The organism is Actinomadura sp. 1N219 (assembly GCF_044326405.1).
Taxonomy (GTDB): domain Bacteria; phylum Actinomycetota; class Actinomycetes; order Streptosporangiales; family Streptosporangiaceae; genus Spirillospora.
Genome location: NZ_JBIRAY010000001.1, coordinates 701,736 through 715,385 on the forward strand (window position 1 = coordinate 701,736; position 13,650 = coordinate 715,385).

The 13,650-nt window shown below is 71.7% G+C and carries 15 protein-coding genes and 2 pseudogenes; 9 read left to right on the plus strand and 8 right to left on the minus strand.

Annotated elements, in window-relative coordinates:
- Nucleotides 1–9: 9 nt before the first annotated feature.
- From ACH35V_RS03215 to ACH35V_RS03235, 5 genes are read left to right on the plus strand one after another with little or no spacing between them, the layout of a single operon-like run.
- Complete coding sequence (locus tag ACH35V_RS03215; protein ID WP_395969990.1) at nucleotides 10–483, plus strand: RidA family protein; 474 nt, start codon at nucleotides 10–12, stop codon at nucleotides 481–483.
- Complete coding sequence (locus ACH35V_RS03220; protein ID WP_395969991.1) at nucleotides 480–2,024, plus strand: amidohydrolase family protein; 1,545 nt, start codon at nucleotides 480–482, stop codon at nucleotides 2,022–2,024. Before ACH35V_RS03215 ends, ACH35V_RS03220 begins: the two co-directional genes overlap by 4 nt.
- Nucleotides 2,025–2,054: 30 nt before the next feature.
- The gene (locus tag ACH35V_RS03225; protein ID WP_395969992.1) at nucleotides 2,055–2,921 is read left to right on the plus strand and encodes an IclR family transcriptional regulator; all 867 of its coding nucleotides are present in this window, start codon (nucleotides 2,055–2,057) and stop codon (nucleotides 2,919–2,921) included.
- Nucleotides 2,918–3,745: an amidohydrolase family protein gene (locus ACH35V_RS03230; RefSeq protein WP_395969993.1), complete on the plus strand. Its 828-nt coding sequence runs from the start codon at nucleotides 2,918–2,920 to the stop codon at nucleotides 3,743–3,745. The genes ACH35V_RS03225 and ACH35V_RS03230 overlap by 4 nt, the downstream gene beginning before the upstream one ends.
- Nucleotides 3,742–4,878 (plus strand): alanine racemase, encoded by a 1,137-nt coding sequence (locus ACH35V_RS03235; protein WP_395969994.1) that lies wholly within the window; start codon nucleotides 3,742–3,744, stop codon nucleotides 4,876–4,878. The genes ACH35V_RS03230 and ACH35V_RS03235 overlap by 4 nt, the downstream gene beginning before the upstream one ends.
- 6 nt (nucleotides 4,879–4,884) lie before the next feature.
- On the opposite strand, the gene ACH35V_RS03240 is transcribed toward ACH35V_RS03235, so the two are convergent.
- From ACH35V_RS03240 to ACH35V_RS03250, 3 genes are all read right to left on the minus strand, one after another.
- Nucleotides 4,885–5,739, minus strand: coding sequence for a hypothetical protein (locus ACH35V_RS03240; protein WP_395969995.1), 855 nt, complete (start codon nucleotides 5,737–5,739; stop codon nucleotides 4,885–4,887).
- 83 nt (nucleotides 5,740–5,822) lie between these two features.
- Nucleotides 5,823–6,872 carry an LLM class flavin-dependent oxidoreductase gene (locus ACH35V_RS03245; protein ID WP_395969996.1) on the minus strand — a complete coding sequence of 350 codons (1,050 nt, stop codon included), beginning with the start codon at nucleotides 6,870–6,872 and terminating at the stop codon, nucleotides 5,823–5,825.
- Nucleotides 6,873–6,958: 86 nt separating this feature from the next.
- Nucleotides 6,959–7,657 (minus strand): TetR/AcrR family transcriptional regulator, encoded by a 699-nt coding sequence (locus ACH35V_RS03250; RefSeq protein ID WP_395969997.1) that lies wholly within the window; start codon nucleotides 7,655–7,657, stop codon nucleotides 6,959–6,961.
- Between the two features lie 145 nt (nucleotides 7,658–7,802).
- Between ACH35V_RS03250 and ACH35V_RS03255 the strand changes: the two are divergent.
- Nucleotides 7,803–8,225, plus strand: a pseudogene (locus ACH35V_RS03255) (FAD-dependent monooxygenase); the annotation flags it as partial.
- Here ACH35V_RS03255 and ACH35V_RS03260 read toward each other — a convergent pair.
- Nucleotides 8,189–8,368, minus strand: a complete 180-nt coding sequence (locus ACH35V_RS03260; protein WP_395971152.1) for a hypothetical protein — start codon at nucleotides 8,366–8,368, stop codon at nucleotides 8,189–8,191. The pseudogene ACH35V_RS03255 and the gene ACH35V_RS03260 sit on opposite strands and share 37 nt — an antisense overlap.
- 9 nt (nucleotides 8,369–8,377) lie before the next feature.
- Here ACH35V_RS03260 and ACH35V_RS03265 point away from each other — a divergent pair, with 9 nt between their 5' ends.
- The 3 genes and pseudogenes from ACH35V_RS03265 (at nucleotide 8,378) to ACH35V_RS03275 (ending at nucleotide 9,880) form a co-directional block, all read left to right on the plus strand.
- On the plus strand, nucleotides 8,378–9,268 hold the full coding sequence (locus ACH35V_RS03265) for an FAD-dependent monooxygenase (RefSeq protein ID WP_395971124.1): 891 nt from the start codon (nucleotides 8,378–8,380) through the stop codon (nucleotides 9,266–9,268).
- Nucleotides 9,265–9,372 (plus strand): annotated as a pseudogene (locus ACH35V_RS03270) (biphenyl 2,3-dioxygenase); the annotation flags it as partial. The gene ACH35V_RS03265 and the pseudogene ACH35V_RS03270, both read left to right, overlap by 4 nt.
- Before the next feature lie 241 nt (nucleotides 9,373–9,613).
- Nucleotides 9,614–9,880 carry a VOC family protein gene (locus tag ACH35V_RS03275; protein WP_395969998.1) on the plus strand — a complete coding sequence of 89 codons (267 nt, stop codon included), beginning with the start codon at nucleotides 9,614–9,616 and terminating at the stop codon, nucleotides 9,878–9,880.
- 46 nt (nucleotides 9,881–9,926) lie between these two features.
- Here the strand turns inward: ACH35V_RS03275 and ACH35V_RS03280 are convergent, their stop codons facing one another.
- The 4 genes from ACH35V_RS03280 to ACH35V_RS03295 all read right to left on the minus strand — a co-directional run bounded on the left by ACH35V_RS03280 (nucleotide 9,927) and on the right by ACH35V_RS03295 (nucleotide 13,464).
- A complete protein-coding gene (locus ACH35V_RS03280) occupies nucleotides 9,927–10,349 on the minus strand; it encodes a hypothetical protein (RefSeq protein ID WP_395969999.1) in 423 nt (140 codons plus the stop codon).
- Nucleotides 10,350–10,406: 57 nt separating this feature from the next.
- The gene (locus tag ACH35V_RS03285; RefSeq protein WP_395970000.1) at nucleotides 10,407–10,973 is read right to left on the minus strand and encodes a hypothetical protein; all 567 of its coding nucleotides are present in this window, start codon (nucleotides 10,971–10,973) and stop codon (nucleotides 10,407–10,409) included.
- A gap of 154 nt (nucleotides 10,974–11,127) precedes the next feature.
- Nucleotides 11,128–12,135, minus strand: coding sequence for a helix-turn-helix domain-containing protein (locus tag ACH35V_RS03290; RefSeq protein ID WP_395970001.1), 1,008 nt, complete (start codon nucleotides 12,133–12,135; stop codon nucleotides 11,128–11,130).
- 273 nt (nucleotides 12,136–12,408) lie between these two features.
- Entirely contained in the window at nucleotides 12,409–13,464 is a 1,056-nt protein-coding gene (locus ACH35V_RS03295; RefSeq protein WP_395970002.1) for a chromosome partitioning protein ParB, read from the minus strand.
- Nucleotides 13,465–13,650 lie beyond the last annotated feature (186 nt).

Genomic DNA, 13,650 nt, shown 5'->3' on the forward strand with positions numbered 1-13,650 from the left:
GGAGAGACCTTGAACGACGCAGACCAGCGACTCGCCGCCGCCGCCCTCGACCCCGGAGCGGCGGGGGAGCGCCCGTCCGTCGCCGCGGCGCGCCGCTCCGGCGCCGTGCTGATCGCGTCCGGCCAGGTCGCCGCCCGCGACGGGAAGCTCCTCGCCGAGGGCCGCGTCGGGGACGACGTCTCGCTCGACACGGCCCGCTCGTGCGCGCGGCAGTGCGCCCGGAACGTCATCGCCGCCGTCCAGGACGAGCTGGGCGGGCTCGGCGCGATCGAGCAGGTGGAGACGGTGTCGGTGTGGGTCGCGTCCGCGCCCGGGTTCATCGATCAGCACCTGGTCGCCGACGCCGCGACGGACCTGTTCACCGAGGTGTTCGGCGACGACGCCGGACGGCACGCGCGGGTCGCGCTGGGCGTCGCCGCCCTCCCCACCGGCAGTCCCGTCGAGGTGCAGGCGACGTTCAGGCTGCGCCCGGAGGCCCCGTGACCGACCTGCTCATCACCGGCGGCACGCTCGTCGACGGCACCGGCACGGCCCCGCGCCGCGCGGACGTCGCCGTCCAGGACGGGCGCGTCGAAGCGGTCGGCGACCTGGCCGGACGTCCCGCCGCGCGAACGGTCGACGCGTCCGGCCACGTCGTCGCGCCGGGGTTCGTGGACGTCCACACCCACTCCGACCTGACGCTCCTGTCGAACCCCGACGCGCACAGCGCCGTCCGGCAGGGGATCACGACCGTCGTCGTCGGCAACTGCGGCCTTGGCGTGACCCCGGTCGCGGCCGATCCGGACGCCCTCCGCTCCGCCGCCGCGTATCTCGACCTGGACCCGTCCGTCCCCTGGAACTGGACCGACCTCCACGGCTACTTCGCCGCACTCGACACCGCACGGCCCGCCGTGAACGTGGCCGCGCTCGTCGCGCACACGCCGCTGCGCGCCGCGGCGGTCGGGTTCGGCGACCGTCCGGCCGACGCCGCCGCGCTCGACCGGATGCGCGGCCTTCTCGGCGACGCCCTCGCGGCGGGCGCCGCCGGAGTGTCGACGGGCATGGTCTACGCGCCGGTCTGCTACGCCCGCGAGGACGAGCTGGAGGCGCTCGGCCGCACCGCCGCCGCGTACGGACGGCTGTTCGCCTGGCACGTCCGCGACTACGCCGACGGGCTGCTCGACTCCGTCCGGCAGGCGCTGCGCGTCGCGGCGGCGACCGGCTGCCGCACCCAGATCTCGCACCTGGTCGCGGTCGGGCGGCGCAACCACGGCTCGGTCGCGCGGGCGCTGGAGCTGATCGACGCCGCCCGCGCCGCCGGGCTGGACGTCGCCTTCGACGTCTACCCGTACCTGGCCGGGAACGCGCCGCTCTCGCAGCTCCTGCCCGCGTGGGCGCAGGACGGCGGCGAGGGCCCGATGCGGGCCCGGCTCACCGAGCCCGCCGTCCGCGCCCGCGTCCGGGACGAATGGCGCGACCTCCCGAACTCGTGGGACGACATCACCGTCAACGGCCAGACCATGACGGCCCTGGCCGCCGACACCGGAGCCGACCCGCAGGACGTCGCGCTCGACCTCCTCGCCGAGCACGGCAACGGCGTCCAGATGGTGGCGTACGGGCGCAGCGAACGCGACCTCCTCGACGCCCTCACCCACCCCGCCGCCGTGATCGGCTCGGACGGCCAGGCCCTCGACCCCGCCGGCCCCACCGGACACGGCACCCCGCACCCCCGCTCCTACGGCTGCTACCCGCGCCTGTTCGCCGAGTACGTCCGGCCGGGGCGGCTCGGGCTCGCCGCCGCCGTCCGCGCCTGCACGTCGGCCGCCGCCGAACGGGCCGGGCTCGCGGGACGCGGCGTGCTCCGCGCCGGGACGGCCGCGGACATCGTGGTCTTCGACCCCGCGCGCATCGCCGATCGGGCTACGTTCGCAGCAGCCCACCACTACCCGGACGGGATCCGCGCGGTCGTCGTCAACGGACGCCCCGTGATCGAGGACGGCGCGCACACCGGGTCCCGGCCGGGCGAGATCCTGCGCACCCCCTGAACCGCGCTCCTGAACAGAGACGAGGCACCCATGCAGAGAGCCAGAGGGACGAACGTGGACGACGACCGCCCGGCGGCGGCGAACTACCACGCCAACGCGCTGGCCCGCGGCCTGGCGCTGCTGGAACGCCTCGCCGCCGAGGGCGGCACGCTCACCCTGAACGACTTCTCGACCGGGACCGGCCTGCCGAAGAGCACGCTCGTCCGGCTCCTCGGGGTGCTGGAGGAGATGGGCTACGTCGTCCGCGCGGACGAGCGTCCCGCGTACCGGCTCGGGCACAAGACGCTGACGCTGTCCGCCGCGTACCTGACCGGTCTCGACCTGTCGCAGGTGGCGGGCGAGCACCTCGCGCGGGTCGCCGACGCCACCGGCCAGACCGCCAACCTCGGCGTGCTGGACGGACGCGAGGTCCTGCACGTCTGCGTCCGCGAACCCGACCGGCCGATCCGCTTCCACACCACGCCCGGCACCCGCGACGCCGCGTACTGCACCGGGCTCGGCAAGATGCTGCTCGCCCGGCTCGACCCGTCCGACCTCGGCGCGCACCTGCCGCCCGAGCCGTTCCCGGCCCGCACCGAGCACACCCTCACGACGGCCCCCGTCCTCGCCGCGGAGCTGAAGATCACCGCCGAGCGCGGCCACGCCCTGGACGACAACGAGGGCAGCGTCGGCCTCCGCTGCGTCGCCGCGCCGGTCGAGGTGGACGGGTCCTGCGTCGCGGCCGTGAGCGTGTCCGGGCCGTCCGCCGAGTTCGACGACGAGCGCCGCGCCCGCTACCTGGACGGCCTGCGCGCCGCCGCGGCGGGCCTCGCGGCCGACGCCGACGTCGTCGCGGCCCTGGAGTACCTGCATTCGTCCCTGCGCTCCGGCGCGCCACGCACCCGGGAGGACGGTTGATCGACTTTCACACCCACTGCCAGCGGCCCGACCACTGGGGCCACGAGTGGGACGACCACTGGAAGCCCGTCTACGGGCGGGGCGCGCACGAGTTCACCCCCGCCGACTACGACGAGGCCATGACGGACGTGACCGCGGCCTGCGTGTTCGGCATCCGCGCCACCGCCGCCGGGGTCCTGACCCCGAACGAGTACACCGAGAAGTTCTGCGCGGAGACCGCCACCGACACGATCGGCTTCATGGCGCTCGACCCGACCGACCCCGACGTCCTCGACCAGCTCGCCGACGGCGTCGCCCGCGGCCTGCGCGGCATCAAGCTGTACCCGGTGCTCGCGCTGTTCGACCCGCGCGACACCGCCTACGACCCCTTCTACCGCGCCGCCGCCGACGCGGGCCTCGTCGTCCTGTGGCACATGGGCGCGACGCCGAGCCCCGCCGGCGACCTGTCGGTCAGCAACCCGCTGGTCGTGGACGACGTCGCCCGCCGCCACCCCGGCCTCGTCCAGATCATCGCGCACCTCGGGCACCCGTGGCAGCGCGAGACGATCGTGACGCTGCGCAAGAACCGCCGCGTGTACTCGGACGTGTCGGCGTGCTGGGCCCGTCCGATGGACGGCTACCTGGCGCTCGCCCGCGCCCAGGAGTGGGACGTGGTCGACCGGCTCGTGTTCGGCTCCGACTTCCCGCTCTGGACGCCCGCCGAGGCCGTCGCCGGGATCCGCGAGATGGCCGGGCAGCGCCCGTCCGGCTTCCCCGAGATCAAGAAGGAGACCGTGGAGTGGCTGCTGGACGGCGACCCGCGCCCGTCGATGGGCCTCGCATGACCGCCGCCCTCCCCGCCGGGCTGGCCGCCCTCCCCGCCGGGCTGGACGAGCTGCCGACGCCCGCGCTGCTGATCGACCGCCCCCGGATGGAGGCGAACCTGACCGCGATGGCCGCGTCGATCGGCACCGCCGGGGTCGCGCTGCGCCCGCATTTCAAGACGTCGAAATGCCTCGCGGTCGCGCGCCGCCAGCTCGCCCACGGCGCGATCGGCTTCACCTGCGCGACCCCGGCCGAGGTCGCACTACTCCAGGACGCGGCAGTCGAAGACGTCCTGTGGGCGCACCAGCCGGTCGGCCCCGCCAAGGTCGCCTTCGCCGTGCAGGCCCTGGCCCGAGGCGGCCTGACCATCGCGCTCGACTCCCTGGAAGTCGCGGAACCGCTCTCCGCCGCGGCAACGGCCGCCGGGGTCAGCGTCCCGTTCGTCCTGGAGGTCGACACCGGCCTGCACCGGGCGGGCGTAGACCCAGACCGGGCGGTCAAGACCGCCGCCGAACTCACCGCGCTGCCCGCGCTGGAGCTGCGGGGCGTCCTCACCCACGAGGGCCACCTCGCCGCGCACGGCACCGACCGCGCCGGACTGGAGGCCGCAGGCGACCTGGCCGGACGCACGCTCGTGCAGGTCGCCGAAGCGCTCCGCGCCGAGGGCCACGCGTGCCCGCTGGTCTCGGTCGGCTCGACGCCCGGCGCCACGTCCGCGCCGTTCGCCGAAGGGGTCACCGAGGCCCGCCCCGGCACCTACGTCTACTTCGACGCCAACCAGGTCGGCCTGGGCAGCGCGCAGACCGGCCAATGCGCGCAAACAGTCCTGGCCCGCGTCACCAGCACGCAGCGTCCGGGAACCGCCATCGTCGACGCGGGCATCAAGGCGATGAGCTCCGACTCCATCGCAACCGCCGGAATCCTGGGCATCGTGTGCGACGCGTCAGGAACTCCCCTCCCCGGACTGGAGTTCACCAACGCCAACGAAGAACACGGCTACCTGACCGGCCCCGGCACCGCAGACCTCCACGTGGGCGACCTACTCCGAATCATCCCCAACCACGCCTGCGGGACGACCAACATGTGGAGTGCCCTGTACTTCGTGGACGGCGATCAGGCCACAGACCGCCACCCGATCGAAGCCCGCTATTAGCCCTCTCTAAGAGGTGGGACGCGGTAGGCCGATCGGGTTGGGGAATGGCATTTCGCCATGCTCCGCGACGGCACGGGCAAGGGGGACGAGTAGCCGGTAGAGGCTTTCGGGGTCGTCCAGTGCCTGGTAGGGCGGGGTGGCCAAGGCGTCCGTCCGGCGCTCGATGTCGGCTTTCAAGATGTGGCCGGTGCCGGTCGCGCCTTTACCGTCCTTCATCACGAGGCCGCGGGCGGCGAGGGCTGCGGTCGCCCGGTCCCAGTCGTCCTGCGACCATCCGCGGCTCTGGAACACCAGCTCCGCGGGGACGTTGCCCGTGGCCGAGGCGAGTACGTTCGCCTCCAGCCCGTTGAGGCCCTCCGCAGTCAGGACGGCGACATGCCCGTCGCCGCGGTGCTCCCGCAGCGTGGTCGCCAGTTGCCAGAGCGCCGCCACGGGGTCGTCCGGGAGGGGCAGGTCGCGGTTGGCCGCGAACAGGACCCGTCCGGCTGCGTCCGCCGCCTCGACGGCCGCGCGCAGCCTGGGCACCGCCTCGGCCGCCACCTCGTCGATTTCCGGCGCCACCCGCCGGAGCGCCTTCGCCGCGGCCGCGGCCCGCATTCGCAGGATGCTTTCGGGCGAGGCGAACGTCCAGGCGTCGGGCACCGCGCGCCGCACCCGCGCCGGATGGAAACCGTAGAAGGACGCCTCGATCACACCGGCGGGGACGGGCCCGAGCGGAGCGCCCCGGCTGCCGAAGTAGCCCATCCAGAATCCCCTGAGGCCGACGTCCTTGTTCCCGTCGATGCACTCCGGCGAGAAGTACGTCACCGAGTGAAGGGGTTCGAGGACCGTCCAGAAATCCCGCGCTATGGGCACGTTCATCCTGATTCCCAATCCCGCTGTGGATCAACCCGGCACCGCGGCCCCCGGCACCGCGGCTCCGGCGCCGCGGTGCCGGGCGCGCGTCACTTGAACGCGGGCATCAGGTGCTCGTGGATCAGGCGGAGCTGGCCGTCCACGTCCGGGACGCCGGTGAGCTCCCGTCCGGTGAACGACTTCACCAGCGCCGGGTCCGTGATGGCGCAGATCATGTGGTTGACGCCGGTCGGGGCGATGTCGCTCTCGATCTTGGCGCGGACCTCGTCCGGGGTGCCCGCCAGGGACAGCCGCTCGGTGATCTCCGGGGTGGTCTTCTCGATGGCCCCGGCCAGGTCGCCCGCGCCGATCGCCTCGATGATCGGGACCATGTCCGCCGGGTCGACGCCGTTGCGCACCAGCTGCTCGGCCGGCATCGCCGACGCGTACAGCCCGACCATGCTGCGCGCCGCCTCCTTCGCCGCGGCCGAGTCGGGACCGACCGCGAACACGACCCAGGCGCCGATGTCGAGCGTCCGCCAGTCCTTGCCCGCGCGCTCGGCGCCGATCTTGACGTGCTCGACCGCGTACTCGTACGCGCCGCGCGAGTAGCTCAGCGCGTGGTGCACGCCGTCCGACAGCTCACCGGCCGCCTCGAACGACTTCGGCCCGCGCATCGCGCCGATCTTCACCGGCACGTGCTCCTGGACGGGACGCGCGAACGTGAACAGCCCGTCGTAGGAGTAGAACTCGCCGTCGCGGGTGATGGAGCCCTCGTCCAGCAGGGTCCGGACGACCCCGACGGCCTCCTTCACCCGGGTGAGCGGCTTGGTCGTCGTCCAGTCGATCTTGTACTGGGCGAGCACCCCGAAGTTGCCGCTGCCGAGGACGACCTCGGCGCGGCCGCCGGTCAGCTCGTCCAGCGTCGCGGCGGCCTGCGCGATCAGCGACGGCTCGCGCAGCGTCACCGCCGACACCGACGGGCCGAGCCGGATCTGCGAGGTGTCCGCCGCGGCCGCCGCGAACAGCAGCCACAGGTCCTTGTGCCACGGCTCGTCGGCCGCGTAGACGGCGTGGAAGCCGAGTTCGTCGGCGAGCCTGATGGAGGCCAGCGACTCCGAGAGGGGGTAGTCGGGGAGCATCGCGTAGCTGAACTTCACAGGGAAACGTCTCCTTTGCGGTGCGCGCCTTCGCGCACGCTTCGGGGGCTGTGGGAGATCGTAGGTGCTCCGCTGTGTCCAGAGGCTTACTTTTCGTACACCTTGTCCGGGCTGTCGGCTGGGCCCGGTGCCCCGTCCGCGCGGAGCTCGGCGGCCCGTGCCTCTCCCAAGGCGACCATGGCCTCGGCGAGCAGCGCCATCTGGTCGGCGAGGCCGCGCTCGGGCTCGGCCTGCAGCGCGACGAAGGCGCCGTCGAATCCGGCGATGCCGAAGTAGTCCAGCTCGTCCGCGACGGCCTGGGCGATCTCCTCGCCCTCCGGCGCGAACGACGCCGCGATCATCGTGTTCATGTGCGCGCGGCCGTCCCGGCGCACCTGCTCGATCATGGCGTCCACCTCGGCTTCGGCGGCCTCGGCGCTCATGACCAGGAGCAGGTGCAGGCGCAGGAAGTCCGGACGCGCCATGAAGACCTCGCCGGTGCGCTGGAGGTACCAGGTGAGCCGCTCGCGGGGCGTGCCGCCGTCCGGCCCGTCCGCCTGCGCGGCCCGCATCGCGGCGAAGAACTCGTAGGCGCCGCGCGCCATGACCGCCGTGAGCAGCCCGGCCTTCGAGTGGAAGTGGTGGTAGACCGCGCTCTTGGGGAGGCCGCTCTCCCGGCTCAGCACCGACAGCGAGGTGGCCGCGTAGCCGCGCTCCGCCATGATCCGGGAGGCGGCGTCCAGGATCTCCTCCCGGGACCGGTGGCCACGGCGGTTGCCGCCCTTCTCGCCCTCGGGTCGAAGCATCGATTTCCTCGCCTTCACGCCTGCCACCTGCGGTTCTGCAGGGTGGAATTTCATGGACCCCGGCTGGACGGCCATGTGAGGGTGGCCACGATTGTACCGACCGATCGGTACAATACTGGAGATCGGATCGTCTTCCGGAGCCCGCATGACCCAGCATTTCGACGCCGACGTCGCGATCGTCGGCTACGGACCCACCGGCGTGACCGCCGCGCTCACCCTCGCCGGGCACGGCGTCTCGGCCGTCGTGTTCGAGCGGGACGCGGACATCTACCCCCGCGCCCGCGCGGTCACCGTCAACGACTGGACGATGCGGATCTTCCAGAGCCTCGGCGTCGACGAGCGGATCACCAAGGTGATCGAGCCGCAGCGCGCGCTGCGCTGGGTGACCTACGACGGCACCGAGATCATGCGGGTCGAGCACCCGCCGTCCGCGCTGGGCGCCGGGCCCCGCTTCTACAACATCTACCAACCGGTCATGGAGGCCGAGCTCCGCGCCTGCGCCGAGGACCGCGGCGAGCTGATCGACGTCCGCTACGGCGTCGAGGTGACCGGGCTGGACCAGGACGCCGCCGGAGTCACGGTGACGACGGCGGACGCCGCGACCGGCGAGACGCGGACGGCGCGCGCTGGTGGCCCGACCGCGATCTCCTCACGTTCTGGTCCGACCGGCAGCGCCCGGTCGTCGACATCGCGCTCTCCGCCGGGAACCACCGCTGGGAGATCCCGCTCAAACCGCACGAGACCGAGGCCGACTTCGCGACGGAGGACGAGGTCTGGCCGCTGCTCAAGGCGATGGGCGTCACCACCGAGGACGTCTCGATCCACCAGTGGGCCTTCTACCGCCACCACGCCCGGATGGCCGACACCTGGCGCGCCGGCCGGATCTTCCTCGCCGGAGACGCCGCCCACCTCATGCCGCCATGGGCCGGGGCCGGGATGCAGACCGGGATGCGGGACGTCCACAACCTGGGCTGGAAGCTGGCCCGCGTCCTCAAGGGCGAACTGGACGAGAGCTGGCTGGACACCTACGAGACCGAACGGCGCCCGAACGCCGCGTTCTACACCGGGCTGGCCGTCCAGCTCGGGCGGGTCATCAAGCAGGAGGCGACCCCGGCGGAGATCGAGGAGATGAACCGGGTCCCGGAGAACACCGTCACCCCGTTCGAGCCGCCGCTGATCGCGCCGCCGGTGCTCGACGAGGGCTGGATCCGCGGCCCGGTCGGGGACGCGAGCATCGTCGGACGGATGGTCCCGCAGCCCATCACGGGCGACACGACCGGCCGGATGGCCCGCCTCGACGACCTGCTCGGCGACGGTTTCGTCCTGCTCGGCGCGGACGCCGACCCGGCCACGCTGCTCTCGCCCGGCGAGAAGGCCGGATGGGACGCGCTCGGCGCCCGCTACATCGCGATCCGGCCGAAGTCGTCCTACACGCAGGGCCCGGACGAGCTGGTCGACCTCGACGAGCTCCTCCTGCCGTGGCTGGCACGGTACGGCGTCCGCGCGATCGCGGTGCGCCCTGACCGGTTCGTCGCGGCCGCCGACGTCTCCGGCCTGGCCGCCCCCGCCCTACCCGCCGTAGCCCTAACCGATGAGAGGAGTGCCCGATGACCGGAGTGAAGGAACTGGCGTACGTCGTGTACGAGGCGAGCAGCCTCAGCGACTGGGAGCACTTCGCCGTCGACCTGCTGGGCATGCAGCTCGCGGAGAAGACCGCCGACACCCTCGCTCTCCGCACCGACGAGAAGGCGTACCGCTGGCTCGTCCGGCAGGGGCCCGCCGACGACCTGGCGGCCAGCGGCTACGAGGTGGAGAGCGGCGCCGTCCTGGACGAGATCGCCGGGCGGCTCGCGTCCGCGGGCGTCGAGGTCACCGAGGGCGACGCCGCGCTCGCCGCGTCCCGCAAGGTCGACCGCATCCTGGTGACCGCCGCACCCGAAGCGGACCCACCACTTCATGGTCGAGGTCACCGACGTCCGCGACGTCGGCACGGCCTACGACCGCTGCATGGACGCCGGGCAGCCGTTCGAGATGACGCTGGGCATGCACCCCAACGACCACATGTTCAGCTTCTACGTCCGGACGCCGGCGGGCTTCAGCGTCGAGTACGGCTGGGGCGGCCTGCTCGTGGACGACGACACCTGGCAGGTCAGGACGCTGGACCGCCTGCACAGCTGGGGTCACCGTCCACCCGAGGTCGTCGCGGAACTGCTCTCCCAATGAAAGGACGCCCGCTGATGCCGCCGCCCCAGGCCGGCACAGCGCGCACCTAGGGGTCGCGTGTCGTCAGGACGTCTTCGGGGGCGGCGGGAGTGGTGCTGCGGCGGGGTCTCATTCTGAGGCAGGCGAACGTGAGGAGTATCGCGCTCGTCAGGACCATGAGCGCTATGGCCACCCATTCGCGGGAACCGTCCGGGCTGTACACGCGGCTGGTCCGTCCGACGTCGACGGCCTTGGTCTGCGCTCCGACCTGCAGCGAGTCGCGGCCGGCGCCGTGGAGGGAGACGCCCGTCCGGTGGATTCCTCCGGTGTCGGACCTGAACTCACCCTTCCAGCTGCAGCTCTCATGTCCGGGATGCTGGATGCATTGCAATTGCTGTGCGGTGAATACCCCTGGAGTTCCTTCGGCGCTGGCGGCGCGGAGGGCCGGTCCAACGTTCGGGACGGCCAAGTAGAGCAAGTAAGCCGCCACGAGGATCGAGATTACGGTCAATCCATGAGAGCGACGCCGGTCGGCCATCCCCGGCCTTTATCGCTTGGAATCGACGGCGCAGGTGCAAAGCATGTGACCGTGTTCGGATTCGCGCGGTCGCCGGTGCAGGAGCATCGCCACCACCATCGGCATGAAGACGACCGCGTTGTAGAACAGATGGAGTTCGACCCGTGGAATGAGGAGCTGGATGATGCTCGTCGGGGCGGCACGGCCCGCGATGTTGTTGCCGGTGAGTGCCTGCAGCAGCAGGAGCAGGTGCTCGAAATGGTGCCAGACCTGGATCAGCAGCGCCGCGTTCCACCAGGCCCTCGACCTGCCGACGAAGCCGGATCGCAGCAGGATGAAGCCGATGAGCATGATTAAGGCGTAGCCGTAGTGCATCCACTCCGAGGTGACGAGCCAGGGGAACGGCATTCCGAGCACGCCGCGCGCTTCCTTCAGCGACCAGCCGAGCGCGTAGATCTGAATCGCCTGCGCGATGTGCTCGGCCCAGTGCCCGATGACTATCACGAGGAAGACGCCCAGAGAGGCGCGGTGATAACGCTGGTTGAGTGGTCGCAGTCCCGTTCCGAATCGCCTTGCCGGCGCGGTTTCCGTCGCCATGCCAGGTCTCCCTCCTGCGTCGGCTCGTTCCGCCCTGATATCCAACACCGGCGCGGAGCGGCGGCTCTACTCGGAGATTGCTTTCATGCCTTCGCGCTACACCGGTCTGCTCTCGCGCTACACCGGTCGCGCTGTGTGAATTGGCGTGCGATCGTCACCGGCGGTGACTTGGGACGGGGGCGGGTCCGCGCCGTACCGGGCGCGGCAGGGTCCTGCGGCGGGCGTGCTCCTTGTCGGAGGACGGGATGGGCTGGTGGACGGCGGAGCCCCTGTCGGACCGGGCCGGGTCGGGCCGGGCCGGACGCGCGCGTCCCGGAAGGTCGGATCGTCCGGGGAGGTCGGCTCGTCCGGGGAGGTCGGCGCGTCCTGGAGCGCGTTCGAACGAACCCACCTGCGAGAGGTGCGCGTTGTCGTCCATGCCGCCGCGCCGGGCGGCCGTGTGGGACGTGTCGAGAAGGGCGAGGAGGACGGGCGGGTCGAGAGGCTGCATCCGCCGGAGCCCGAGCCGCACCATCGGGAGCTGCTGGCCGTTCCTGACCGTGACGGGGCCGTGCATGGCGACGCGCGCGCTCTCCTGGTCGTCCGTCACGCCGGGCTCGGCCGCGTACGCCAGCACGTACCACGTTCCCTCGGGGACGTTCTCCATTTTGAAGGGGCCGGGGCCGTCGAGCACCGTACATCGAGCGGGCATGCCCTGCGGAATCGCGTCGGGAAAGAGCCCGATGAAAACAGTTCTTTCTGCATTGTCCGGCTCGGCGGGCGAGAAATCTCCCTGCAGTGTCGTGGAGAGCGTTTCCGGGCGGTGGGTTTCGAGGGGGGAGGCCGGCTGGAGGCCCTGCAGATCACGATAATCGGTGGGGCAGAGCCCGACGCTGCTCTTGAAGCGCGAGCTGAAGGTGCCGACGCTGCTGTATCCCACCATGTGGCTGATCTCGGTCACGCTCAGGGAGGTCGACAGAAGTAACCGCTTGGCCTCCTGGAGGCGGACCGCGGAGAGGAACCGTCCAGGCGAGACACCCGTGGCCTGCTGGAAGAGGCGCGTAAAATGGAACTTGCTGAACATCGCCGTGCGCGCCATGTCGTCAATGGTGATCTGCTCGCCTATGTTCTCTCTGATGCTTTCGATGACTCGCCGGATGCTCTGGACGGTGGCGTCGTTCATGAATCCCCGCTTCGTAGCTGACCGGGTTGAACAAGTGCGATTCTGTGGGAGTTTCCGGGCTGCCTCTCAGTCGCCTTTTTATAGCGGTCATATTATCAGAGCGATTTGGCGCGTAAAGGGCAGGAAGTTGAACATAGAATGGCCCTGTGGACCAATTCGGCTACGCAGGGTGCAGGTCGGGAGCACCGGGGTCCGGCGCGGAGTGCCCGGGACGGCGGACGGCCCCATGAGCGCGGGTGCCCAGGCCGGCCCCGTGCGGCGGGGCGGGCGGAATCAGTCGGTGGTGACGCCCCGGTTCTCCAGGGCGAGTGCGAGATCGTTCCAGCTCTCCTCGCACAGCCGCGCGATCGTGGCGACCGTGGTGGCCTGGTAGGGCGGGACGGCCTCGACGAGGGCCGTCCAGTTCTCGATTGCGGTCGACCAGGTGCTCAGCAGCCGCAGGAGCTCGCGGCCACGGACGGTGTTCCGGAGTGCGGGGTCCTTGGCGACCTTTCGCAGCAGGAGCAGGGGGTCCTCCGCCGGTTCGGCCCGGGTCGCGGTGGGGACGGCGTCCGCTCCCGGGTCGTCGTCATCCGCGCCGGGGGGCCGGTCGGTCGCGGTGAGGCGCCGCCCGCCGTCCCCGGACCGGCGCTGGCGGGCGGGCAGGGGATCCTCGCCGCGGTCCAGCCGGCGGCGCACGTCGTGGACCGTGCCGAGCGAGACTCCGGAGATCCGCGCGATCTCCCGGAGCGGGGCGCCCGGATGCCGGGCGATCGCCTCGGCGGCCCGGTTCCGGCCCGCCGTCCCGTTCACCGGGCGGACCCGTCCGTCGGCCCCGAGGCGCGTGTTCGACCCCTGAGAATCCTCGGTTGAACGCGTTCGGATCACGGCGACCGTCTTGGCGGCGAGACCGGCGTGCCGGGCGATCTCGCGGTCGGACAGCCAGGGGTGGGAGACGATGATCCGCTCCGCGGCCGCCTTGCGGTCGGCCAGGCAGAGCGGCAGGCCGTGCGTCACGTTGTTGGTCACCGCGCAGAGGAAGGCGTCTCCGAGGTCGCCGTCGAAGTAGCGGACCTCGATCTCGGTGCGCCCCTGCCGGACCGCGGCGTGCAGCCGGTGGACGCCGTCGACGACCCGCATGGTGCCGCGGTGGACGAGGATCGGCGGCAACCGGTCCTCGATCTCGCTGAGCCGCCGGACGTGCTCCTCGTCCAGCAGGCGGCGGGGCGACAGGCTCGACGTCAGGGCGGAGACGGCGACGGTCTCGAGATCGTGGTGAGCGGTGGACGGCGACTCCCCCAGATGATCTTCCAGAGCTCTGCTCCGAGGTAACAGCCCAGGTCGTCTCACAGGAATACCCCCGTCCTTTCTGACGCAGTGTCGCCAGAGGGACGCGGTCATCCCGGCGATGGCGACGCGACGAGCTCCATGCCTGATCCCGATTGATTCAAAAAGATACCGGCTGTCCGACTTCTGGCAATACTTCTTGGATGCTCACCTTGATTGGCCGTCGCGCGGGGGCTCGCCCGTATCAAC